We start from the raw sequence: 22,071 nt of genomic DNA on the forward strand, positions 1-22,071 counted from the left end.
GCATGGCTGGCGCTGCTGTGGCTGGCGTGCGCAATGCCTGCGCAGGCCTTGCAGTTGCAGGTCGATGCGAGCGGATTGAGCGCGCCCGAACGCGCGGCCAGCCAGGCGCTGCTTGACGCGACGCTGCCGAGGCTGCCCCCGGCCTGGAGCGCGGCGATCGCGGCACCGCTGACCGTGCAATGGCGCGACGATCTGCCCGAACAGGTGCACGGACGGGCGCAGGCGCGGCAGCTGCTATTGAACAAGGCCTTGCTGCGCGCGTGGATGGTGCTGCAGCCTGCCACTGCTGCCGCCGACGCTGGCGCGGCAGACCCGGCACGGCGGCCGGCGGTCGCCGCGCTGCTGCACGAACTGGCGCATTTCTACGACCGTTCCGCGACGGGCCGGCTGTCGTCGGATCCGCGCCTGCTGGATCTGGCCGGCTGGCAGGTCAGCCCGATGCGGCTGGGCCTGCGCCGGGGCCGCAACGCCTTCAGTGAGCGTAGCCCGGACCGGTACGAACTGGCGTCGCCGGCGGAATTCGTCGCGGTCAACCTGGAGCACTTCTTGCTCGATCCGGACTATGCCTGCCGGCGCCCGGCGCTGGCGCGCTATTTCGCGCAGCGCCTGGCCTGGTCGCCGCCGGCGACGGCTTGCGCGCCCGGCCTGGCCTACCTGCAGGATCCGCTGGCCGACGAGGCGGCGCTGCTGCAAGTCGATCCTGCGCGGGTCTACGCGGTGGACTACCTGCTGGCCGAGGGCAACGCGCAGCCGATGAGCCATTGGGGCCACAGCATGTTGCGGCTGGTGATCTGCGCGCCGGGGCGCGCGTCGGGTCCGGATTGCCGCCTGGACCTGGCGTATCACAAGGTGCTGTCGTTCCGTGCCTTCGTCGACGACGTGCAGATCTCCAACCTGCGCGGTCTGCTCGGTTCGTATCCGTCGCGGCTGTTCGTGCTGCCGCTGCGCCAGGTGGTGGACGACTATACCCAGGTGCAGCTGCGCGGCCTGCAGTCGATTCCGCTGCGGCTGGCGCCTGAGGAGATTGCGGCACTGCTGGAACGCGCCGCGCAATTGCACTGGAGCTACGACGGGCGCTATTACTTCCTCAGCAACAACTGCGCGGTGGAAACCTACACGCTGCTGCACGACGGCGTGCCGCGCCTGGCCGGCGCGCGGTTGTCCGGGATCAGCCCCACCGGCCTGCTGCGGCGCCTGGCCCGCGCCGGCATCGCCGATACCGCGGTGCTGGACGATGCGGATGCGGCCACACGCCAGGGCTATTACTTCGCCCCGGCGAGCGCGCACTACGCGGCGATGTTCGCGGTCGCGCGCGCGCAGCTGGTACTGCCGGCGCGCACTGCGCAAGCCTGGCTGGACGTGCCGGCGGCGCAGCGCGCGCCCTGGCTGCAGCGCGGCGACCTGCGCGCCAGCGCCGCACTGTTGTTGCTGGAGAACGCCGCGCGCCGGCGCCAGGAGCAGCGTGGTCGCGATGCATTGAAACGGCGCTATCTGGCCAGGGGGCACCTGCCTGCCGCTGCCGGCTCCGGCGTCGCTGCTGGTGCCAGTGACGCCACCTCGGTCGCCGACGCGACGGGTGTCCAGACCCAGGATGCGGCTGCCGCAGTGCGCGCGGTGCTGGCGCAGCAAGGTCTGTTGAGCCAACCGTCGATGCTGCTGCAGGGCCAGCCGGGCTATGGGCTGCCGCAGGCGCAGGAGCGCGCCTGGCTGCAGCATCAGGGGCAGGCGCGGATCGACGCGCTGCGCAGCGACGGCGCCGTGCTGCAGGCGCGTCTGCACGCCTTGCTGCCGCCGCCGCTGCGCGCGGAACTGCAGCAGATCGACGCGAACCTGGCGGCGCTGGGCGCGCGGCTGCGCGATCTCAACCGCGAAGGCGGGGGGCTGCAGTTGCTGTCGCCGTCGCTGCTGCAGCCTGCGGACACGAAATGACGGCGCTGGTAAGGTCGTTCGAGGCTGACGCGAGCCGCGTGATGATTCGATTCCGGTCACGACAGGGCATGTCAGAGCGACCCTAGGCGTCTTGACGCCAGCGAACGCTAATGCATTTCCTGGCACGGTCTGTCGCGGCTGAAACCGCTCCTACAAGAGCTTGCTGCCCCCTGTAGGAGCGGCTTCAGCCGCGACAGGACCATTGGCGCAACTCGCGCAACCAGCCGCCATTACGGCAAATCGCGACCCACGTCTTCGCCATGGCGATCCAGCCAAGCATCGCGCGCAGGATCCTGCCGATACTTCGCGCGCAGCCTGGCCCAGGTCGCCTCGTTGCCGTCGCACTACCTCGCCATCGCCTTTTCCAGCTCGCGACGGCGCGCGGCATCGTAATGGCGGCGCTGGTAAGGTCGTTCGAGGCTGACGCGCGCCGCGTGATGATTCGATTCCGGTCACGACATGGCATGTCAGAGCGACCCAAGGCGTCTTGACGCCAGCGGACGCTAATGCATTTCCTGGCACGGTCTGTCGCGGCTGAAGCCGCTCCTACAAGAGCTTGCCGCTCCCTGTAGGAGCGGCTTCAGCCGCGACAGGACCATTGGCGCAGCTCGCGCAACCAGCCGCCATTACGGCAAATCGCGACCCACGTCTTCGCCATGGCGATTCAGCCAAGCATCGCGCGCAGGATCCTGCCGATACTTCGCGCGCAGCCTGGCCCAGGTCGCCTCGTTGCCGTCGCACTACTTCGCCATCGCCTTTTCCAACTCGCGGCGGCGCGCGGCATCGTCGGCTTCTTCGCCGGCGAAGTGGCTGCACACGTCCTTGCGCGCGACGAAGGCGCGGATCTCCTGCGGCAGCGCGCAGAAGCCTGCGTGGTGCTCGGGATCCACCTCCGCCGGGATCATGCAGCCGGCCTTGGCGTGGCCGCCGCCAGGCCCGGCAGGATCAACAGCACAGCCAGCACCAGACCGCGCCGTACACGCACCGACTCAGTCCGCGCGGCCGGCGAACTCGCCGGTGGTGGTGTTGACCAGCACGCGCTCGCCGTTGCCGATGTATTCCGGCACCATGATCTCGAGCCCGGTGCTGAGCCTGGCCGGCTTCGGCCGTTTGGTCGCGGTGCCGCCCTTCAGCTCCGGCGGGGTTTCGATCACTTCCAGGGTCACGCTCTGCGGCAACTGCACCGCCACCGGCTGGTCGTCGATGACCTGCACGTAGAGGCCGCTCAGGCCTTCGGTGATGTAGCCGGCGTCGTCGCCGATCACGTCGGCATCGAGCGTGTACGGGGTGTAGTCCTCGTCGTCCAGAAACACGAACGCCTCGCCGTCCTTGTACGAGAACGTGGCCTGGCGGCGCAGCAGGTCGACTTCGCGCAGGTCGTCATCACCGTCGAAGCTGGCGTCGAGCTTGTTGCCGCCCGGCACGCTGTACATCACGAAGCGGAAGCGCACGTTGCCGCCACGGCCCTGCGGCGAGCTGCGTTCGATGTCGCGGATCTGGTACACGCCGTTGTTGTACTCGACGACGTTGCCTTTCTTGATTTCGTTGGCTTTCATGGGGGGCTGGGAATCGGGATTGGGGAATGGGAAAAGCGTCAAGCAGGCGGGCGAGAATCAGTGACAGGGATGCGCTTTGCGATTCCCCATTCCCGATTCCCGGCTACTTGGCCGCCAAGCGTACCGCGCCGTCGAGGCGGATGACCTCGCCGTTGAGATAGCGGTTGCGCAGCAGGAACAGCACCGTGTCGGCGAATTCCTCCGGGCGGCCGAGCCGCGGCGGGAACGGGATCGACGCGGCCAGCGACTGCTGCACCGCCTCGGGCATGCCGTCCACCATCGGGGTCCAGAAGATGCCCGGGGCGATGGTGTTGACGCGGATGCCGAAGCGCGCCAGTTCGCGCGCCATCGGCAGGGTCATCGCCACCACGCCGCCCTTGGAGGCGGCATACGCGGCCTGGCCGATCTGGCCTTCGTAGGCGGCGACGCTGGCGGTGTTGACGATCGCGCCGCGCTCGCCGTCCTCGCCCGGCGCGTTGTGCTGCATCAGGTCGGCGGCGGCCTTGGCGACGTTGAAGCTGCCGACCAGATTGACCATCACCGTGCCCTGGAAGGTGGCCAGCGGCATCGGCGCTTCCTTGCCGAGCACGCGGCCGGCGCCGAGGATGCCGGCGCAGTTGATCGCGGCATTGAGCCCGCCGAGGAAGTCGCGCGCCGCGCTTAGCTGCGTTGCCACCTGCGCCTCGTCGCTGACGTCGGTGCGGAAATAGCGCGTCTGCGCGGCGCCGAGCGCGGCGACCGCGGCCGCGCCCTTGTCGTCGTTGAGATCGAACAGCGCGACCTTACCGCCCTCGGCGACGATGCGCTGCGCGACCGCCAGGCCGAGGCCGGAAACGCCGCCGGTGACGACCGCGCGGAGATCGGCAAGCTGCATGAGGTGCTCCTTTCCAGGGAAGCGGGCATTTTAGCTGGCTGGAGGTCGGGACTGGGGAGTGGGGACTCGGGACCGGGGACCGGGGACTCGGGACCCGAAGAACGTCTCTCGGGAAGGCTTCGTTCTGTGTCGCTACGGTCGGGACGTGCATGCGTCGCCGCCGTGCTTGGTGGGTGGCGTGGGGCAGCAGGGCGCCGAGGACGAGCGCTGCCGGCGCGCCGGCCGCTTGCGGTTACGACGCCGCCAGCGCCTGGCCGACCTTGCTGCCGGTGGGACGGCCGAGTTTCTGCGCCAGCCAGCGCCCGGTCGCAGCCAGGGCCGGCAGGTCGATGCCGGTGGCCACGCCGTTGCCGTGCAGCAGGTAGACCACGTCCTCGCTGGCGACGTTGCCGCTGGCGCCCTTGGCGTAGGGACAGCCGCCGGCGCCGGACACCGCCGCATCGACCACGCGCACGCCTTGCTCCAGGCATGCGGCGATATTGGCCAGGGCCTGGCCGTAGGTGTCGTGGAAATGCACCGCCAGCGCCGCCATCGGAACCTCGGCGGCGACCGCGCGCAGCATCGCCCGCGCCTTGCCCGGGGTGCCGACGCCGATGGTGTCGCCCAGCGAGATCTCGTAGCAGCCCATCGCGTGCAGCTGCCGCGCCACCCGCACCACATCGGCCAGCGGCACTTCGCCCTGGTAGGGGCAGCCGAGCACGGTGGAGACGTAGCCGCGCACCTTGACTCCATCGGCGGCCGCGCGCGCCAGCACCGGCGCGAAGCGCGCCAGCGATTCGTCGATGCCGGCATTGGTGTTGGTGCGGTTGAAGGTTTCCGAGGCGGCGGTGAACACCGCGACCTCGCGCACGCCGACCGCGGCCGCACGCTCGTAGCCCTGCAGGTTCGGCACCAGCACCGGGTAGTCCACGCCCGGCGCCGGCACGATGCCGGCGTAGACCTCGGCCGCGTCGGCCAGCTGCGGCACCCATTTGGGGCTGACGAAACTGGTCGCCTCGATGCTGCGCAGGCCGGTGCGCGACAGCTGCGCGATCAGCTCGATCTTGTCGGCGGTGGCGACCCAGGCCTTCTCGTTCTGCAGGCCGTCGCGCGGTCCCACTTCCACCAGGCGCACGAAGTCGCTCATCGGCGGCGCCTGCAGCGCGGCGCGCAAACGGGCGCGATCGGCAGAGGCTGCGTGGGGCAGGAGGGAAACGGCGAATTGGCGGTCACAGGCATTCCTTGGAGTGGACGGCTGCGCGCCGTCGCCGAGCGGCGCAAGCTGCAGCCTGCGCGAGTACGACCGCTACCGGAAGGCGCCGCTCAGGCGCTCGCCGGCCGCTGGCAGACGGCTTCGATGTTGTGTCCATCCGGATCCAGCAGGAAGGCGCCGTAGTAGTTGGGGTGGTAATGCGGTCGCAGGCCGGGCGCGCCATTGTCGCGACCGCCGGCGGCCAGGCCGGCGCGGTGGAAGGCATCCACCTGGGCGCGGTCGGCGGCAACGACGGCCAGATGCAATCCGCCGCCGGTAGCCGTGGCGCCGTCGGTCAGCCAGACGCTGGGCTTGCCGTCGCGTCCGAAACCGATGTGGCGGCGATCACCGCTCTGCGCTGCGCTCACCTCCATCACGATGTCCAGCCCGAGCGCGGCCAACGCGGCGCGGTAGAAGGCGAGGCTGCGCTCCAGGTCGGTGCAGCGCAGACCGATGTGATCGAGCGGGCTCACCAGAATCCCAGCCAGTTCGGGTCGCGCTTGTCCAGGAACGCGCTCAGCCCTTCCTGGCCTTCGGCCGAGACCCGCAGCCGCGCGATCAGCGCGGCGTTGTCGCGGTCCACGATGGCGTTGTCGCCGCCGGCGGCGACCCGGCGCACCAGCGCCTTGGCGCCGGCGGCGGCGAGCGGGCCGGCCTGGCCGAGCAGTTCCACCTGACGCTGCACCGCCGCGTCCAGCGCGTTCGGCGCCACGGCTTGGTGCACCAGGCCGATCTGGGTGGCGGTCGCCGCATCGAACGCTTCGGCGCTGGCGAACCAGCGCCGCGCCTGGCGCGCGCCGATCGCGGCGATCACATACGGCGAGATCACCGCCGGCAACAGGCCCAGGCGGCTCTCGCTGAGTCCGAAGCGGGCATCGGTGGAGGCCACGGCGATGTCGCAGCAGGCGACCAGCCCGACCGCGCCGCCGAAGGTCGCGCCATGCACCCGCGCCACGGTCGGCTTGGGCAGTTCGTCCAGGGTGCGCATCAGCTGCGCCAGCGCCAGCGCATCGGCCAGGTTCTCCGCCTCGCTGGCGCTGGCCATCGAGCGCATCCATTGCAGGTCGGCACCGGCCGAGAACGCGGCGCCGGCGCCGGCCAGCACCACGACCTTGACCTTCGGATCGGCGCCGATCTGGTGCAGGGTTTCGGTCAGCTGCGCGACCAGCGCGGCGTCGAACGCGTTGCGTACCTCGGGTCGGTTCAACCGCAGCGTCAGGACCTTGCCTGAGCGCTCCAGCAGCAGTGCATCGCTCATCGGCGGTTCTCTCGCGAAGGGATAACGGCAGCCATACGGCCGATGATAGCGGGCTGTGCCGGCCGCGCCATCATGCGCTGCGGCGGTGCTACAATTGATAACCATTCTTATCGACGGAACGTTCCGTGACGTTGTCCGATATGCCGTTGCGCAGCACTGCCACCGTGGAGACCGTGCACGACCGCCAGCCCAACGACGCCATCGCGCGCCGCCTGCGCGAGCTGGGTTTCGTCGCCGGCGAGCAGGTGCAGGTGCTGGCGAGCGGGCCGGTCGGCGGCGAGCCGTTGTTGGTGCAGGTCGGCTATACGCGCTTCGCGTTGCGCCGTAGCGAAGCGGCGCGGGTGCAGGTCAGCGTCAGCGCCGAGACGCGGTCATGAGCGTGGACGCCGGTCCGCTGCGCCTGGCCCTGGTCGGCAACCCGAACTGCGGCAAGACCGCGCTGTTCAACCAGCTCACCGGCAGCAAGCAGAAGGTGGCCAACTACGCCGGCGTGACCGTCGAGCGCAAGGAAGGCCGCTTCCGCGCGCCGTCCGGGCGCGACTTCGCCGTGCTCGACCTGCCGGGCGCCTACAGCCTGCAGCCGGCCAGCCTGGACGAGGCGATCACCCGCGACCTGTGCCGCGGCTTCTATCCAGGCGAGCCGGCGCCGGACGTGCTGGTGTGCGTGGTCGATGCCACCAACCTGCGCCTGCACCTGCGTTTCGCGCTGGAGCTGCGCGAGCTGGGCAAGCCGATGCTGGTGGCGCTGAACATGGTCGATGCCGCGCAGCGCCGCGGCATCCGGATCGACCGCCAGGCGCTGGAAGACGCGCTCGGCGTGCCGGTGATCGAGACCGTGGCGGTGCGCCGCAACGGCGCCAGGGCGCTGGTCGAGCGGCTCGACGCCCTGGCCCCGGCGCTGCCGCCGGCGCTGCCGCCGGCGGTGGCGCCGGCGGTGGCGCCGGCCGAAGGGCAGGGCGACTACCACCAGCAGGTGCGGCGCATCCTCGCCGCCGCGGTATCGATGCCGAGCCGCACTTCGCGCATCGACGACGCGCTGGACCGCTGGCTGCTGCACCCGGTCGCCGGGCTGCTGACCCTGGCGGTGGTGATGTTCCTGATCTTCCAGGCGGTGTTTGCCTGGGCCAAGCCGGTGATGGATCTGATCGATGCCGGCAGCAAGGGGCTCGGCGCCTGGGTCGGCGCAGCCCTGCCGGCGGGGCCGCTCAACAGCCTGCTGGTCGACGGCATCATCGCCGGCCTCGGCGGGGTGGTGATCTTCCTGCCGCAGATCCTGATCCTGTTCGCCTTCATTCTGGCGCTGGAGGAATCCGGCTATCTGCCGCGCGCGGCGTTTCTGCTCGACAAGATGATGGCGGCGGCGGGGCTGTCCGGGCGCTCGTTCATCCCACTGTTGTCCAGTTTCGCCTGCGCGGTGCCAGGGATCATGTCCACGCGCAGCATCCAGGACCCGCGCGACCGCCTGGCCACGATTCTGGTCGCGCCGTTGATGACCTGCTCGGCGCGGCTGCCGGTGTATACGCTGTTGATCGGCGCGTTCATTCCGCAGAAACAGGTCTGGGGCGTGTTCAATCAGCAGGGCCTGGTGCTGTTCGGCTTGTATTTTGCCGCGATCGCCAGCGCGTTGGCGGTGTCGTGGACGATGAAGAAGTGGCGCCGCGACAAGGGCGAGCATCCGTTGTTGCTGGAGCTGCCCTCGTACCGGGTGCCGCACCTGCGCGACCTGGCGCTGGGCCTGTGGGAGCGCGCGGCGATCTTCCTCAAGCGCGTCGGCGGCATCATCCTGGCGCTGACCATCCTGCTGTGGTTCCTGCTGTCGTTCCCGGCCGCGCCGGCCAACGCCACGCTGCCGGCGATCGACTACAGCTTCGCCGGCCGCATCGGCCACGCGATGACCACGGTGTTCGCGCCGCTGGGCTTCAACTGGCAGATCTGCATCGCGTTGATCCCCGGCCTGGCCGCGCGCGAGGTGGCGGTGGCGTCGCTGGCGACGGTGTACGCGCTGTCGGCGGCCGACGACGATGCCGCCGCGCAGGCGCTGTCGCCGCTGATCCACGATGGCTGGTCGCTGGCCACCGCGCTGTCGCTGCTGGTCTGGTACATCTACGCGCCGATGTGCATTTCCACCCTGGCCACGATCAAGCGCGAGACCAACTCGTGGAAGCAGATGAGCTTCGCCGCGTTCTACCTGTTCGCGTTGGCGTATCTGGCCTCGCTGCTCACCTACCAGGTCGCGGCGGCGCTGGGAGCAGGCTGAGATGAGCACGTCGCTGCTGCTGCAGTACCTGGTGATCGCGCTGGCGGTGCTGCTCAGCGCCTGGGTGGTGCTGAAGAAGCAGTTTCCCGGCACTGCGCGCACGCTGCGCAGTGCGATCGCCCTGCGCCTGCTCAAGCCGGGCCGGGCGACCTGGTTGCAGGCGCTGGGCCGCAGGATCGCGCCTGCGGCCAGCGGCGGCCCAGGCGCGTGCGGCGGTTGCGACAGTTGCGGCCCGGCACCGCCGCGGCGGCACTGAGCCTGGCGGCAACGGGCAGGGCCGACAGGGCGCCTGCAAACGCCTGCCCTTGTTCGCGTAAGCGCGGGCGCGGGACTGGCTCGCGTCGCGGTATCGCCGCAGCGTCCGCTGCGCGCGCATCGGCTTCTTGCATGGGTTTCACTGGGTTCTGAGGTCCCGGCCATGGTCCAGAAGCGCCGGGGCGCATGGCGCTGCGCGCCGGCACCGCCGGGATTATCCTATGCCGATGACGACCTCCTTCCAGTTCTCCCGCCGTGCGCAGGCGCTGACCAGTTCGGCGATCCGCGAAATCCTCAAGGTCACCGAGCGTCCGGAGGTGATCTCCTTCGCCGGCGGACTGCCGTCGCCGGACACGTTCCCGGTCGCGCGCATGCAGTACGCCTGCGACAAGGTGCTGCGCGAAGCGCCGCAGGCCGCGCTGCAATACGGCCCGACCGAAGGCTATCTGCCACTGCGCGAATGGGTGGCCGCGCGCCTGAGCCGCGACGGCGCCACGATCCGCCCCAGCCAGGTGCTGATCACCACCGGCTCGCAGCAGGGCCTGGACCTGCTCGGCAAGGTGTTCATCGACGAAGGCAGCAAGGTGCTGGTGGAGACGCCGAGCTATCTCGGTGCGCTGCAGGCGTTCTCGCTGTTCCAGCCGGCGTTCGCGGCGATGCAGTCGGACGACGACGGGCTGGTGGTGGACGCGCTGGACGACGCGCAACTGGCCGGCGCGCGCTTCATGTACTGCCTGCCGAATTTCCAGAACCCGACCGGGCGGCGCCTGCCGCTGCACCGGCGCCAGGCGCTGGTCGCGCGCGCGGCGGCCGCCGGCGTGCCCATCGTCGAGGACGATCCCTACGGCGAGTTGTGCTACAGCGGCGACACGCTGCCGAGCCTGCTGTCGATGCATCCGGACGGCGCCATCTACATGGGCTCGTTCTCCAAGGTGCTGGCGCCGGGCCTGCGCCTGGGCTTCGTGGTGGCGCCGGAAGCGGTGCACGCCAAGCTGGTGCAGGCCAAGCAGGCGGCGGACCTGCACACGCCTTCGTTCAGCCAGCGCATCGTCTACGAGGCGGTGCAGGACGGCTTCCTGGATGCGCATATCCCCTCCATCCGCACCCTGTACGCGAGCCGCTGCCAGCAGATGCTCGCGGCGCTGGAGAAATACGTTCCCTCGCAGGTGCGCTGGAATCGTCCTGCCGGCGGCATGTTCATCTGGGTCGAATTGCCGGCCGGCATGGACGGCGGCGCGCTGTTGGCCAAGGCGATCGAGCGCAACGTCGCCTTCGTGCCGGGCGCACCGTTCTACGCGGTCGAGCCGCAGCGCAACACCTTGCGCCTGTCGTTCGCGACCGTGCCGGAAGCGCGCATCGAGACCGGCGTGCGCATCCTCGGCGAACTGCTGCAGGCCGAAATCGCCGCGCATCGCGGCGCGGCGGCCTGATCCGGCGCCCGTGCGCCTGCACATGAACCCGGCTGCGGCCTTGGAGCTGAGCGTGGACGCGGTGCTGGTCGGCCGTGTGCAGGACTTCACCCGGCCCGGCAGCCGCAGTGCGATCGCCAAGCGGCCGTTGTCCGGGCGGTTGCGGATCGGCATGGAAGGCCTGGAGCTGGACGAGCAGGGCGACCGCCGCGTGCACGGCGGCCCGGACAAGGCGCTGCACCACTATCCGCGCGACCACTACGCGGCCTGGCGCCAGGAACTGGGTGCGCACGCCTTGCTGGACGCATCCGGCGCATTCGGCGAGAACCTCAGCACGCACGGCGCCACCGAGGCCGACCTGTGCCTGGGCGACCGGCTGCGGCTGGGCACGGCGCTGGTCGAGGTGTCGCAGTCGCGGCAGCCGTGCTGGAAGCTGTCCGACCGCTTCGGCGTGGCCGCGCTGGCGCGGCGCGTGCAGGAAAGCGGCCGCACCGGCTGGTACTACCGCGTGCTGCAGCCGGGCGAGGTCGCCGCCGGCGACCGGCTGGTGTTGCTGGAACGGCCGTATCCGGGCTGGTCGCTGGCCCGCCTGATCCAGCTGCTGTATCGGCGCGAGCTGGACCTGGCGCAGCTGGAGCAGGTGCTGGCGTTGCCGCTGGTGCCGAACTGGCGCGTGTTGTTCGAGCGGCGCCTGGCCCAGCGCGAGGTCGAATGCTGGGACAAGCGCCTGCTGGGGCAACCCGCGGCCGAGTAAGGCTGTCAACGTGCGGCCGCGACGAATGGTGCGATGAGGCGTCCGGCTGCGGATGCTGTCGGGACTGAAGTCCCTCCCACAGTGCACCCGGCGGGTTGGCCGCGAGTCCTGTAGGAGCAACTGTCTTCTCATCCGATAACCTCACGCCATGGTGTGCGATCTCGTGCCATGGCGTTGAGTCGGATAAGCAGCACGCGCATGCATGCGGTGATGGCGACCTTGGCGGGCTTGCCGCGTGCCCGTAACTGTTGATAACGCTCCTTGAAGGAGGCTTGAGTGCGCACAACGCTCCAACAGGCCATGTACAGCACTCGTCGGATCGTGGCACGCCCGCCGCGGATGCGGCGTTTGCCGCAGTGCTGCCCGCTGTCCACGTTGTAGGGAGCCAGGCCGACCAGGGCCGCGATCTGGCGACGATCCAGCGTCCCCAGTTCGGGCAGATAGGCCATCAGGCTGGCGGTGGTGACCTCGCCGATGCCCGGGACCGTGCCCAGGGCGTGCGCCAGCGCATCGTCGAGCTGGCACCGCACCTGCTTGATCGCCTGGTTCATCCGCTGGATACGGCGGCGCACGTCGCCGATCTGCTCGATCAGGCACGCGCGCACCATGGCCAGGGTCGCCTGATGCAAGCGACGGCGCTCGTCGTCACGTTGCTGGACCAGTTGCTCGCGGCGCTGGACCAGCATGCGCAGTTGCTCACGCAAGGGATCGGGAGCCGGCGCGGGCGCTTGCACCAGGTGAGCCATGCGCGCCAGCAAGGCCGCATCCAGCGGATCGGTCTTGGCGGTTGTGCCCAAGGCCGTGGCGAAAGCGCGTGCCCGGCGCGGATTGATCCGGGTCACCGGGATCCCTGCCGTGGCCAGTGCCGTCATCACCGCCCGTTCGTAGCCGCCGGTGGCCTCCAGCAGCGCGTTGCCGACGCAGTGCCCGGCAAGGTGGTCGCACAGGCGCTGGTGGCCCTGGGCGGTATTGGGAAAGGACAGCAACTGGTCCAGGGGAAGCACGTGGACGGCCAAGGTGTCCTTGGCCACATCGATACCGATCCAAAGAGGCATAAGCGTTAGGTAGACTGGGGGACAGGAGAGAGCCACCTCGTCGCTGCCCACGCTTGTGAAGTTCGAGCGAACGCTCGTTCAACTGTTCGGGCTAGGCAACGAGGTCGATGTGCGGCCGCCCTGGCTCCTACACGTGCTTGAACACTACGGCCTGTCGGCGTGCCGCACATCGCTCTCCACTCAAACTGTAGAGCAATCTCCAGACACAAGCGGCTTCAGCCGCGACGAGCGGAGCGATGGAATTTCCGGCTGCGGATGGTGTCGGGACTGAAGTCCCTCCCACAGTGCACCCGGCGGGTTGGCCGCGAGCCCTTGTGGGAGCGACTTCAGTCGCGACGAACGCAGCGGCGGGCCTTCCGGCTTCGGACGTTGTCGCGGCTGAAGCCGCTCCTACAGTGCACCCAGCCGGCTATTCGCAGGCTGTTGTAGGAGCAACAGCCGCGACAAGCGCAGTGCCGGACTTTCCGGCTTCGCATGCTGTCGGCGCTCAGCCGGTCGCCATCGCCAAGCAGCGCCATGGCCCAATACCCCTGTCGCCCACCGCGACAAACCGCTACCTTGTGGCGATGACCAGTTCCCCCGTCCGTGTGTTGATTCATGGTGCGTCCGGCCGCATGGGCCAGGCGCTGTTGCGGCTGTCCGCGCAGGACCCGACGCTGCAGGTGGCGGCGGCGGTGATCCGGCGTGCGCCGGCGCAGCGGGTCGTCGATGGGGTGCCGTACTTCGCCGCGGCCGAACTCAACGGTGCGCCGGCGTTCGACGTGGCGGTCGATTTCAGCCTGCCGCAGGGCTTCGACCCGGTGCTGGCGCTGTGCGTGGCGCGGGGCGCGGCGCTGGTGTCCGGCACCACCGGCCTGGGCGAGGCGCAGCGGCAGGCGCTGGCCGACGCGGCGGCGCGCATCCCGCTGATCTGGGCGTCCAACTTCAGCCTCGGCGTGGCGGTGCTCAACGACCTGGTGGAACGCGCCGCCGCGGCGTTGCCAGGCTGGGACTGCGACATCGTCGAATCGCACCACGTGCACAAGCAGGACGCGCCGTCGGGCACCGCGCTGACCCTGGGCGAGGCGGCCGCGCACGGCGGCGCGCAGCCGCGCTATGCCAGCCTGCGCGCCGGCGACATCGTCGGCGAGCACCTGGTGCAGTTCGCCGGGCTCGGCGAGCGGGTGGAACTGGTGCACCGCGCCAGCAACCGCGACATCTTCGCCCGCGGCGCGCTGCATGCCGCCGCGCGCCTGCCGGGCCGCGCGCCCGGCGCCTACCGGCTGCGCGATCTGCTCGGCTGAACGGCGCTTTCACATAAACGTCTGGCGCGGACAGGTCCGCGTCGGTACAATTCTCGCTCGCCTGTTACCCATCGCCACGGACCCGGAGAAGCGCCGAGTTCGCGGTTTCTTGCAGCCGCAAGTTGGTGGGGCAGGGTTCCTCTCTCCCCAAGGCGAACCCCGTGACTCAACCCGCAATCCTTGTCCTTGAAGACGGCACCGTGTTCGAGGGCGAATCCGTAGGCGCCGTCGGCCTGTCCGTCGGCGAAGTGGTGTTCAACACCGCGATGACCGGCTACCAGGAGATCCTCACCGATCCCTCCTACGCCCGTCAGCTGGTCACCCTGACGTACCCGCATATCGGCAACACCGGTTGCACCGACCAGGACGACGAAGCCGCCCAGGTGTGGTCGGCCGGTCTGATCGTGCGCAGCGTGCCGCGCCGTCCCAGCAACTGGCGCAGCCAGGTGTCGCTGCCGGACTGGCTGATCCAGCGCGGCGTGGTCGCCATCGCCGGCATCGATACCCGCAAGCTGACCCGCATCCTGCGTGAGAAGGGATCGCAGAACGGCGCGGTGATGGCCGGCGAAGTGAACGTGGAGACGGCGCTGGAAGCGGCGCGCAGCTTCCCGGGGCTGAAAGGCATGGACCTGGCCAAGGTGGTCTCCACCGGCAAGGCCTATCCGTGGCGCGACGGCCAGCTCGACCTGGACAGCAACGCGTTCGCCCAGGCCGCACCGACGTACAAGGTCGTCGCCTACGACTATGGCGTGAAGCTCAACATCCTGCGCATGCTCGCCGAGCGCGGCTGCGAGGTCACCGTGGTGCCGGCGCAGACGCCCGCCGCCGAGGTGCTGGCGATGCAGCCGGACGGCGTGTTCCTGTCCAACGGCCCGGGCGATCCGGCGCCGTGCGACTACGCGATCGCGGCGATCAAGCAAATCGTGGCCAGCAAGATCCCGACCTTCGGCATCTGCCTGGGCCACCAGCTGCTGGCGCTGGCCGCCGGCGCGCAGACCCTGAAGATGGGCCACGGCCACCATGGCGCCAACCATCCGGTGCAGGACCTGGACAGCGGCCGGGTGATGATCACCTCGCAGAACCACGGCTTCGCGGTCGATGAAGCGTCGCTGCCGGCCAACGTGCGGGTGACCCATCGCTCGCTGTTCGACGGCACCAACCAGGGCATCGAACTGACCGACGCGCCGGCCTTCAGCTTCCAGGGCCACCCGGAAGCCTCGCCGGGTCCGCGCGATGTGGCGCCGTTGTTTGATCGGTTTACGGCGCTGATGCGGGACTCGGGACTCGGGACTCGGGACTCGGGCTCGATGCAGTGAGTCCCTCGCATTTCCGAGAACTCGATGTCTGGCAGCTGGCGATGGTGTTGGCCAAGCAGGTCTACGAAATCACCGCGGAGCTTCCGCAGGAAGAGCGTTATGGCCTGACGTCGCAACTGCAACGTTCCGCCGTCTCCATTCCTTCGAACATCGCCGAAGGCAACGCACGCTACGGCGCGCGTGACTACGCAAGATTCATATCCATGGCGCAGGGATCCTGCGCCGAACTGCAAACGCAATTGCTGTTGGCGCTTGAGCTTTTCCTGGGCGACGCAGCAGCAATCGAAGAAGCCCTTTCTACGTGTGACCGGGTCGGCCGCATGCTGCACAAGCTGTATCGCAGCTTGCTGCAGAAGCTCGAATCCGAGTCCCGAGTCCCGAGTCCCGAGTCCCGGAGCTGACATGCCCAAGCGCACCGACCTAAAAACCATCCTCATCATCGGCGCCGGCCCGATCGTCATCGGCCAGGCCTGCGAGTTCGACTATTCCGGCGCGCAGGCGTGCAAGGCGCTGCGCGACGAGGGCTACCGGGTGGTGCTGGTCAACAGCAACCCGGCCACGATCATGACCGACCCGAACATGGCCGATGCCGTGTACATCGAGCCGATCAACTGGCAGACGGTCGAGAAGATCATCGCCAAGGAAAAACCCGATGCGCTGCTGCCGACCATGGGCGGGCAGACCGCGCTGAACTGCGCGCTGGACCTGGCCGACCACGGCGTGCTGGAAAAGTACGGCGTGGAACTGATCGGCGCCAAGCGCGAAGCGATCATGATGGCCGAGGACCGCGAGCTGTTCCGCGTGGCGATGGGCGAGATCGGCCTGGAATGCCCGAAGGCGGCGGTGGCGCACAGCCTCGAAGAAGCGCTGGAGATCCAGACCCGGGTCGGCTATCCGACCATCATCCGCCCCAGCTTCACCCTCGGCGGCAGCGGCGGCGGCATCGCCTATAACCGCGAAGAGTTGATCGAGATCGTCGGCCGCGGCCTGGAGCTGTCGCCGACCAGCGAAGTGCTGGTCGAGGAGTCGGTGCTGGGCTGGAAGGAATTCGAGATGGAAGTGGTCCGCGACACCGCGGACAACTGCATCATCGTGTGCTCGATCGAGAACCTGGACCCGATGGGCGTGCACACCGGCGACTCGATCACCGTGGCCCCGGCGCAGACCCTGACTGACAAGGAATACCAGCGCCTGCGCGACGCCTCGATCGCGGTGCTGCGCAAGATCGGCGTGGACACCGGCGGCTCCAACGTGCAGTTCGGCATCAATGCGCAGACCGGCCGCGTCGTCGTCATCGAGATGAACCCGCGCGTGTCGCGGTCCTCGGCGCTGGCGTCCAAGGCCACCGGCTTCCCGATTGCCAAGGTCGCGGCCAAGCTGGCGGTCGGCTACACGCTGGACGAACTGAAGAACGAAATCACCGGCGGCCTGACCCCGGCCTCGTTCGAGCCGTCGATCGACTACGTGGTCACCAAGATCCCGCGCTTCGCGTTCGAGAAGTTCCCGCAGGCCGATGCGCGCCTGACCACGCAGATGAAGTCGGTGGGCGAGGTGATGGCGATGGGCCGCACCTTCTCCGAATCGCTGCAGAAGGCGCTGCGCGGCCTGGAAACCGGCAAGATCGGGCTCGACCCGACCGGGCTGGACCTGGGCAGCGAGGACGACATGGCCGCGCTCAAGCGCGAGCTGAAGGCGCCCGGTCCGGAGCGGCTGTTCTACGTCGCCGACGCGTTCCGCGCCGGCATGAGCGTGGAGCAGGTGCATGCGCTGTCGTTCATCGATCCCTGGTTCCTGGACCAGATCGAGGACCTGATCGCGCAGGAGAAGCAACTGGCCGCCGACGGCCTGGGTTCGCTGGACGCCGCGCGCCTGCGCACGCTCAAGCGCGCCGGGTTCTCCGATGCGCGCCTGGCCGAGCTGTGCGGCACCAACGAGGCGGCGGTGCGCGCGCTGCGCCGCGCGCACAAGGTGCGCCCGGTGTACAAGCGGGTGGACTCGTGCGCGGCCGAATTCGCCACCGACACCGCCTACCTGTATTCGACCTACGAGGACGAGTGCGAGTCCAGGCCGAGCAATCGCGACAAGATCATGATCCTCGGCGGCGGCCCCAACCGCATCGGCCAGGGCATCGAGTTCGACTACTGCTGCGTGCACGCGGCGCTGGCGCTGCGCGAGGATGGCTATGAAACCATCATGGTCAACTGCAACCCGGAGACCGTGTCCACCGACTACGACACCTCCGACCGCCTGTACTTCGAGCCGCTGACCCTGGAAGACGTGCTGGAGATCGTCGAGCTGGAGCAGCCCAAGGGCGTGATCGTGCAGTACGGCGGGCAGACCCCGCTGAAGCTGGCGCGCGCGCTGGAAGCCAACGGCGTGCCGGTGATCGGCACCAGCCCGGACTCGATTGACCTGGCCGAGGACCGCGAGCGCTTCCAGCAGCTGGTCGACACGCTGGGCCTGAAGCAGCCGCCGAACCGCATCGCCCGCAACGCCGAGGAAGCGCTGGTGCTGGCGCGCGAGATCGGCTATCCGCTGGTGGTGCGCCCCAGCTATGTGCTCGGCGGCCGCGCGATGGAGATCGTCTATGGCGAATCGGACCTGGCGCGCTACGTGCGCGACGCGGTCAAGGTCTCCAACGACTCGCCGGTGCTGCTCGACCGCTTCCTCGACAACGCGGTGGAAGTGGACGTGGACATCATCGCCGACAAGGACGGCCAGGTGCTGATCGGCGGGGTGATGGAGCACATCGAGGAAGCCGGCGTGCATTCGGGCGATTCCTCGTGCTCGCTGCCGCCGTATTCGCTGTCGGCCAAGACCCAGGCCGAACTGCGCCGCCAGGTGGTGATGCTGGCCAAGGGCCTGAACGTGGTCGGGCTGATGAACACCCAGTTCGCGGTACAGGTGGACGAGGCCGGCGACGACATCGTGTTCCTGCTGGAAGTGAACCCGCGCGCCTCGCGCACGGTGCCGTTCGTGTCCAAGGCCACCGGCATGGCGCTGGCCAAGATCGCCGCGCGCTGCATGGCCGGCAAGACCCTGGCCGAGCAGGGCGCGCTGAAGGAGATCGTGCCCGACTATTACTCGGTGAAGGAAGCGATCTTCCCGTTCGCCAAGTTCCAGGGCGTGGACCCGATCCTCGGCCCGGAGATGCGCTCCACCGGCGAGGTGATGGGCGTGGGCCGTAGCTTCGGCGCCGCGTTCGCGCGCGCGCAGGAAGCCGGCGGGATCAAGGCGCCGCCGCTGGGCAAGGCGTTCCTGTCGGTGCGCGACCCGGACAAGCAGCGCGTGCTGCCGGTGGCGCAGGCGCTGGTCGGGCGCGGCTACACGCTGGTGGCCACCAGCGGCACCTGCGCGTGGCTGCGCCAGCACGGCCTGCAGTGCGACCAGATCAACAAGGTGGCCGAGGGCCGCCCGCATATCGTCGATCTGATCAAGAACGGCGAAATCGTGTATATCGTCAACACCACCGAAGGCCGTGCGGCGATCTCCGATTCGTTTTCGATCCGGCGCGAAGCCCTGCAGCATCGGGTGACCTATTCGACCACCGTTGCCGGCGCCCGCGCGCTGGTGCATTCACTGGAATTCCGCGGCACCGGTCCGGTCTGGGCGCTGCAGGAACTGCACAAGGAGCTGGAAGCGTGAGAGCCCCGATCACCATGCAAGGCGCGCTGCGGTTGCGCGAGGAACTGGACCAGTTGAAGTCGGTCAAGCGGCCGCAGGTCATCGCCGCGATCGCCGAGGCGCGCGCGCACGGCGACCTGAAGGAAAACGCCGAGTACCACGCCGCGCGCGAGCAGCAGAGCTTCATCGAAGGCCGCATCAAGCAGCTGGAGAGCGAGCTGTCGCACGCCGAGATCATCGACGTCAGCAAGCTGGCGGTCGGCAGCAAGGTGGTGTTCGGCGCGACCGTGACCCTGGCCGACGTGGAAAACGACGAAGAGAAACGCTACCAGCTGGTCGGCGATCTGGAAGCGGACATCAAGCTGGGGCTGATCGCGATCTCCTCGCCACTGGCGCGCGCGCTGATCGGCAAGCTGGAAGGCGACAGCGTCAGCATCGACGCCCCGGCCGGGCGCCGCGAGTATGAGATCGTCAGCGTCGAATACGTCGGCTGACGCCGTGGCGGTCGCCACCTTGTTGTTGCCGGAGCGCGCGCGCCTGGCCGGTCCGGTGCTGACCGGCGAGGTGGCGCGGGCGTTCGGCCGCGCCGAGCGCGCGCGCCTGGAGCCCGGCTCCGAAGCGCAGTTGCGCCGCCATTTCACCCTGCCGCCCGGGCAATGGCCGGTGGCGGCGTTGACCCGGCAGCTGGATGCCGGCGATGCCGGCGACGGCGTGTGGCTGCGCGCCGATCCGGCCTACGTGGTGCCGGACATGCAGGGCGCGCGGCTGATGGCGCATGGCGACATGCTTGCGATCGACGCCATCGACCTGGCCGCGCTGCTGCCGTCGCTGCAGGACCTGTTCGCCGAGTCCGGCCTGCTGCTCGACGCGCCGCAGCCGACCCGCTGGTATCTGCGCCTGGCATCGGACAGCGTGCTGCCCGAGTTCGCCGCACCGGCGCAGGTGCTCGGCGCCGATCTGTTCGACCATCTGCCGCAGGGCGAGGGCGGGCGGCGCTGGCGGGCGCTGCTGACCGAAGCGCAGGTGCTGCTGCACCAGCATCCGTGGAACCGCGAACGCAGCGCGCGCGGGCAGCCGGCGATCAACTCGCTGTGGTTCTGGGGCGGCGGCGCGTTGCCGGCCACGGTGAGCACCGCGCATGCGCAGGTGCGCAGCCGCGAGCCGCTGCTGCGCGCGCTGAGCCAGGCCGCCGGCATCGACGCCGAGCAAACGCCGCGCGTCGATGCGCTGGTCGATCTGCGCCAGCTGCGCGCGCCCGAGCAGTTCGTCGGCGAGGTGATGCAGCCGCTGCTGGAAGCGCTGCGCCTGGGCGAACTGCAGCAACTGCTGCTGGATTTCGAGGACGGCACGCGTTTCCGGATCGAGCGCGAGCAGCGGTGGCGCTTCTGGCGGCGCCCGCTGGCGCGCCTGGACGCATGAGCCCGCCGCGGCGCATCACCCGGCGGCCGGCCGCCGAGGGCGGCCCGTGGACGGACAGCGTGCTGCCGCTGCTGCGCCGCATCTACACCGCCCGCGGCGCGCACGACGCCAGCCTGGCGCAGCCGAAGCTGGCGCAGCTGCTGCCGCCGGATGCGCTGAGCGGCATCGACGCGGCGGTCGCCTTGTTGGCTTCGGCGATCGCCGCCGGCAAACGCATCCTGGTGGTCGGCGATTTCGATTGCGACGGCGCCACCGCCTGCGCGGTCGCGGTGCGTGGGTTGCGCCTGCTCGGCGCGGCGCAGGTGCTGCATGCGGTGCCGAACCGCATGGTGCACGGCTACGGCCTGTCGCCGGCGCTGGTCGCCGAACTGGCGCCGCTGCAGCCGGACCTGCTGGTCACCGTCGACCACGGCATCGCCTGCCATGCCGGCGTCGCCGCGGCCAAGGCGCTGGGTTGGCAGGTGCTGGTCACCGATCACCATCTGCCGGGCAGCGTGTTGCCGTCGGCCGACGCGATCGTCGATCCGAACCTGGCCGGCGACGCGTTCCCGAGCAAGATGCTGGCCGGCGTCGGGGTGATCTTCTACGTGTTGCTGGCGTTGCGCCGGCACCTGCGCGAGCGCGGTGCGTTCGCCACCCAGGCGCCGGATCTGAGCGTGCTACTGGATCTGGTCGCGGTCGGCACCGTCGCCGACCTGGTGCCGCTGGACACCAACAACCGCGCACTGGTCTCGGCCGGACTGCGCCGCCTGCAGCGCGGCGACGGCTGCGTCGGCCTGCGCGCCTTGATCGAAGCCAGCGGCCGCGATCCGGCGCGGCTCAGCGCCAGCGACATCGGTTTCGCGCTGGCGCCGCGGCTCAACGCCGCCGGCCGCCTCGAGGACATGGCACTGGGCATCGAGCTGCTGCTGTGCGAAGACCCGCAGCAGGCGCGCGTGATCGCCGCCACGCTGGAACAGATCAACGGCGAGCGCCGCGCGGTGCAGCAGCAGATGACCGACGAGGCCGAGGCCACGGTGGCGCAGGCGCTGCTGGCCGCGCCGGACGCGCCGCCGGTGGCGGTGTGCCTGTTCGATGCCGACTGGCATCCGGGCGTGATCGGCCTGGTCGCCTCGAAGATGAAGGACCGCCTGCACCGCCCGGTGATTGCCTTCGCCCCGGCCGAGCCGGGCAGCGACCAGTTGCGTGGCTCGGCGCGCTCCATTCCCGGCTTCCACATCCGCGACGCGATGGCCGCGGTGGAGGCGCGCCGGCCCGGATTGATGGACAAGTTCGGCGGCCATGCGATGGCCGCGGGCCTGAGCCTGCCGCACGCCGCGTTGGCCGAGTTCGAACAGCTGTTCCGCGCGCATGCGCTGGCCAGCCTGGACGCGGCGCTGCTGCAGGCCGAACTGCTCAGCGACGGCGCGCTGGATCCGCACGAACTGGACCATCGCCATGCCGAGGCGCTGCGCCTGGCCGGGCCATGGGGGCAGGGCTTCCCCGAGCCGCTGTTCGACGGCGAGTTCGAGGTGCTGCAGTGGCGCCTGCTGAAGGAGCGCCACCTCAAGCTGAGCCTGCGCTGCGCCGGCCGCGGCGAGCCGTTGAACGCGATCCATTTCAACGGTTGGCGCGGCGACGAACCCGGCCGCCGCGTGCACATCGCCTACCGCCTGGTCGCCGACGACTATCGCGGCGGCGAGGCGGTGCAACTGGTGGTGGAGTACTGTCAGAGACTGTCGGGCTGATCTATCGCGTTTAGTCCCTCTACCGCCGGGAGAGGGGTTGGGGTGAGGGTCCGGCGCGAAGCGTCTCGCGGAGTTTGGCTGCGCGAGGCTGCGCCCGCACCCTCTCCGGCCCTGCGGGCCACCT

The 22,071-nt window shown here is 69.6% G+C and carries 20 protein-coding genes; 13 read left to right on the top strand and 7 right to left on the bottom strand.

Annotated features, from left to right (window positions below):
- Window positions 1-33 precede the first annotated feature (33 nt).
- On the top strand, window positions 34-1,929 hold the full coding sequence (locus KHF85_RS09395) for an Lnb N-terminal periplasmic domain-containing protein (RefSeq protein ID WP_284569516.1): 1,896 nt from the start codon (window positions 34-36) through the stop codon (window positions 1,927-1,929).
- 740 nt (window positions 1,930-2,669) lie between these two features.
- Here the strand turns inward: KHF85_RS09395 and KHF85_RS09400 are convergent.
- The 6 genes from KHF85_RS09400 to KHF85_RS09425 form a co-directional block, all read right to left on the bottom strand.
- Window positions 2,670-2,834 carry a hypothetical protein gene (locus KHF85_RS09400; RefSeq protein ID WP_284569358.1) on the bottom strand — a complete coding sequence of 55 codons (165 nt, stop codon included), beginning with the start codon at window positions 2,832-2,834 and terminating at the stop codon, window positions 2,670-2,672.
- Between the two features lie 84 nt (window positions 2,835-2,918).
- A complete protein-coding gene (gene yeiP, locus KHF85_RS09405) occupies window positions 2,919-3,485 on the bottom strand; it encodes an elongation factor P-like protein YeiP (protein WP_284569359.1) in 567 nt (188 codons plus the stop codon).
- A gap of 103 nt (window positions 3,486-3,588) precedes the next feature.
- Window positions 3,589-4,359, bottom strand: coding sequence for an SDR family oxidoreductase (locus KHF85_RS09410; RefSeq protein WP_284569360.1), 771 nt, complete (start codon window positions 4,357-4,359; stop codon window positions 3,589-3,591).
- A gap of 232 nt (window positions 4,360-4,591) precedes the next feature.
- On the bottom strand, window positions 4,592-5,485 hold the full coding sequence (locus KHF85_RS09415; RefSeq protein ID WP_284569361.1) for a hydroxymethylglutaryl-CoA lyase: 894 nt from the start codon (window positions 5,483-5,485) through the stop codon (window positions 4,592-4,594).
- A 176-nt stretch (window positions 5,486-5,661) separates the two neighbouring features.
- Entirely contained in the window at window positions 5,662-6,063 is a 402-nt protein-coding gene (locus KHF85_RS09420) for a VOC family protein (protein ID WP_284569362.1), read from the bottom strand.
- Window positions 6,060-6,848, bottom strand: coding sequence for an enoyl-CoA hydratase-related protein (locus tag KHF85_RS09425; protein WP_284569363.1), 789 nt, complete (start codon window positions 6,846-6,848; stop codon window positions 6,060-6,062). The genes KHF85_RS09420 and KHF85_RS09425 overlap by 4 nt, the downstream gene beginning before the upstream one ends.
- Window positions 6,849-6,973: 125 nt before the next feature.
- Here KHF85_RS09425 and KHF85_RS09430 point away from each other — a divergent pair, with 125 nt between their 5' ends.
- From KHF85_RS09430 to KHF85_RS09450, 5 genes are all read left to right on the top strand, one after another.
- Window positions 6,974-7,225, top strand: coding sequence for a FeoA family protein (locus KHF85_RS09430; protein WP_139119781.1), 252 nt, complete (start codon window positions 6,974-6,976; stop codon window positions 7,223-7,225).
- On the top strand, window positions 7,222-9,105 hold the full coding sequence (feoB, locus tag KHF85_RS09435; protein WP_284569364.1) for a ferrous iron transporter B: 1,884 nt from the start codon (window positions 7,222-7,224) through the stop codon (window positions 9,103-9,105). The genes KHF85_RS09430 and feoB overlap by 4 nt, the downstream gene beginning before the upstream one ends.
- A gap of 1 nt (window position 9,106) precedes the next feature.
- The gene (locus KHF85_RS09440; RefSeq protein ID WP_284569365.1) at window positions 9,107-9,361 is read left to right on the top strand and encodes a DUF6587 family protein; all 255 of its coding nucleotides are present in this window, start codon (window positions 9,107-9,109) and stop codon (window positions 9,359-9,361) included.
- Window positions 9,362-9,581: 220 nt separating this feature from the next.
- A complete protein-coding gene (locus tag KHF85_RS09445; protein WP_284569366.1) occupies window positions 9,582-10,790 on the top strand; it encodes an aminotransferase-like domain-containing protein in 1,209 nt (402 codons plus the stop codon).
- A 22-nt stretch (window positions 10,791-10,812) separates the two neighbouring features.
- On the top strand, window positions 10,813-11,523 hold the full coding sequence (locus KHF85_RS09450) for an MOSC domain-containing protein (protein WP_284569367.1): 711 nt from the start codon (window positions 10,813-10,815) through the stop codon (window positions 11,521-11,523).
- Window positions 11,524-11,651: 128 nt separating this feature from the next.
- Here the strand turns inward: KHF85_RS09450 and KHF85_RS09455 are convergent, their stop codons facing one another.
- Window positions 11,652-12,578, bottom strand: a complete 927-nt coding sequence (locus tag KHF85_RS09455; protein WP_284566813.1) for an IS110 family RNA-guided transposase — start codon at window positions 12,576-12,578, stop codon at window positions 11,652-11,654.
- A 566-nt stretch (window positions 12,579-13,144) separates the two neighbouring features.
- Between KHF85_RS09455 and dapB the strand changes: the two genes are divergently transcribed.
- The 7 genes from dapB (at window position 13,145) to recJ (ending at window position 21,947) form a co-directional block, all read left to right on the top strand.
- Window positions 13,145-13,861, top strand: a complete 717-nt coding sequence (gene dapB, locus KHF85_RS09460) for a 4-hydroxy-tetrahydrodipicolinate reductase (protein ID WP_284569368.1) — start codon at window positions 13,145-13,147, stop codon at window positions 13,859-13,861.
- A 161-nt stretch (window positions 13,862-14,022) separates the two neighbouring features.
- Window positions 14,023-15,177 carry a glutamine-hydrolyzing carbamoyl-phosphate synthase small subunit gene (gene carA / locus KHF85_RS09465; protein WP_284569369.1) on the top strand — a complete coding sequence of 385 codons (1,155 nt, stop codon included), beginning with the start codon at window positions 14,023-14,025 and terminating at the stop codon, window positions 15,175-15,177.
- Window positions 15,178-15,218: 41 nt separating this feature from the next.
- Window positions 15,219-15,578 (top strand): four helix bundle protein, encoded by a 360-nt coding sequence (locus KHF85_RS09470; RefSeq protein WP_284569370.1) that lies wholly within the window; start codon window positions 15,219-15,221, stop codon window positions 15,576-15,578.
- A gap of 1 nt (window position 15,579) precedes the next feature.
- Window positions 15,580-18,822: a carbamoyl-phosphate synthase large subunit gene (carB, locus tag KHF85_RS09475; protein WP_284569371.1), complete on the top strand. Its 3,243-nt coding sequence runs from the start codon at window positions 15,580-15,582 to the stop codon at window positions 18,820-18,822.
- An 8-nt stretch (window positions 18,823-18,830) separates the two neighbouring features.
- Window positions 18,831-19,295, top strand: a complete 465-nt coding sequence (greA, locus tag KHF85_RS09480) for a transcription elongation factor GreA (RefSeq protein WP_170867603.1) — start codon at window positions 18,831-18,833, stop codon at window positions 19,293-19,295.
- 4 nt (window positions 19,296-19,299) lie between these two features.
- Window positions 19,300-20,220 (top strand): phosphoglycerate mutase, encoded by a 921-nt coding sequence (locus tag KHF85_RS09485; protein WP_284569372.1) that lies wholly within the window; start codon window positions 19,300-19,302, stop codon window positions 20,218-20,220.
- On the top strand, window positions 20,217-21,947 hold the full coding sequence (gene recJ / locus KHF85_RS09490) for a single-stranded-DNA-specific exonuclease RecJ (RefSeq protein WP_284569373.1): 1,731 nt from the start codon (window positions 20,217-20,219) through the stop codon (window positions 21,945-21,947). The genes KHF85_RS09485 and recJ overlap by 4 nt, the downstream gene beginning before the upstream one ends.
- The last annotated feature ends 124 nt before the right edge of the window (window positions 21,948-22,071 follow it).

It is taken from the genome of Xanthomonas graminis pv. graminis, from assembly GCF_030168915.1.
GTDB lineage: Bacteria > Pseudomonadota > Gammaproteobacteria > Xanthomonadales > Xanthomonadaceae > Xanthomonas_A > Xanthomonas_A translucens.

Coding starts and splice junctions, on each gene's coding strand:
- KHF85_RS09395 (WP_284569516.1), top strand. CDS start 34: ATGCCTGCGCAGGCCTTGCAGTTGCAGGTCGATGCGAGCGGATTGAGC.
- KHF85_RS09400 (WP_284569358.1), bottom strand. CDS start 2,834: ATGATCCCGGCGGAGGTGGATCCCGAGCACCACGCAGGCTTCTGCGCG.
- yeiP (WP_284569359.1), bottom strand. CDS start 3,485: ATGAAAGCCAACGAAATCAAGAAAGGCAACGTCGTCGAGTACAACAAC.
- KHF85_RS09410 (WP_284569360.1), bottom strand. CDS start 4,359: ATGCAGCTTGCCGATCTCCGCGCGGTCGTCACCGGCGGCGTTTCCGGC.
- KHF85_RS09415 (WP_284569361.1), bottom strand. CDS start 5,485: ATGAGCGACTTCGTGCGCCTGGTGGAAGTGGGACCGCGCGACGGCCTG.
- KHF85_RS09425 (WP_284569363.1), bottom strand. CDS start 6,848: ATGAGCGATGCACTGCTGCTGGAGCGCTCAGGCAAGGTCCTGACGCTG.
- feoB (WP_284569364.1), top strand. CDS start 7,222: ATGAGCGTGGACGCCGGTCCGCTGCGCCTGGCCCTGGTCGGCAACCCG.
- KHF85_RS09440 (WP_284569365.1), top strand. CDS start 9,107: ATGAGCACGTCGCTGCTGCTGCAGTACCTGGTGATCGCGCTGGCGGTG.
- KHF85_RS09445 (WP_284569366.1), top strand. CDS start 9,582: ATGCCGATGACGACCTCCTTCCAGTTCTCCCGCCGTGCGCAGGCGCTG.
- KHF85_RS09450 (WP_284569367.1), top strand. CDS start 10,813: ATGAACCCGGCTGCGGCCTTGGAGCTGAGCGTGGACGCGGTGCTGGTC.
- KHF85_RS09455 (WP_284566813.1), bottom strand. CDS start 12,578: ATGCCTCTTTGGATCGGTATCGATGTGGCCAAGGACACCTTGGCCGTC.
- dapB (WP_284569368.1), top strand. CDS start 13,145: ATGACCAGTTCCCCCGTCCGTGTGTTGATTCATGGTGCGTCCGGCCGC.
- KHF85_RS09470 (WP_284569370.1), top strand. CDS start 15,219: ATGGTGTTGGCCAAGCAGGTCTACGAAATCACCGCGGAGCTTCCGCAG.
- carB (WP_284569371.1), top strand. CDS start 15,580: ATGCCCAAGCGCACCGACCTAAAAACCATCCTCATCATCGGCGCCGGC.
- recJ (WP_284569373.1), top strand. CDS start 20,217: ATGAGCCCGCCGCGGCGCATCACCCGGCGGCCGGCCGCCGAGGGCGGC.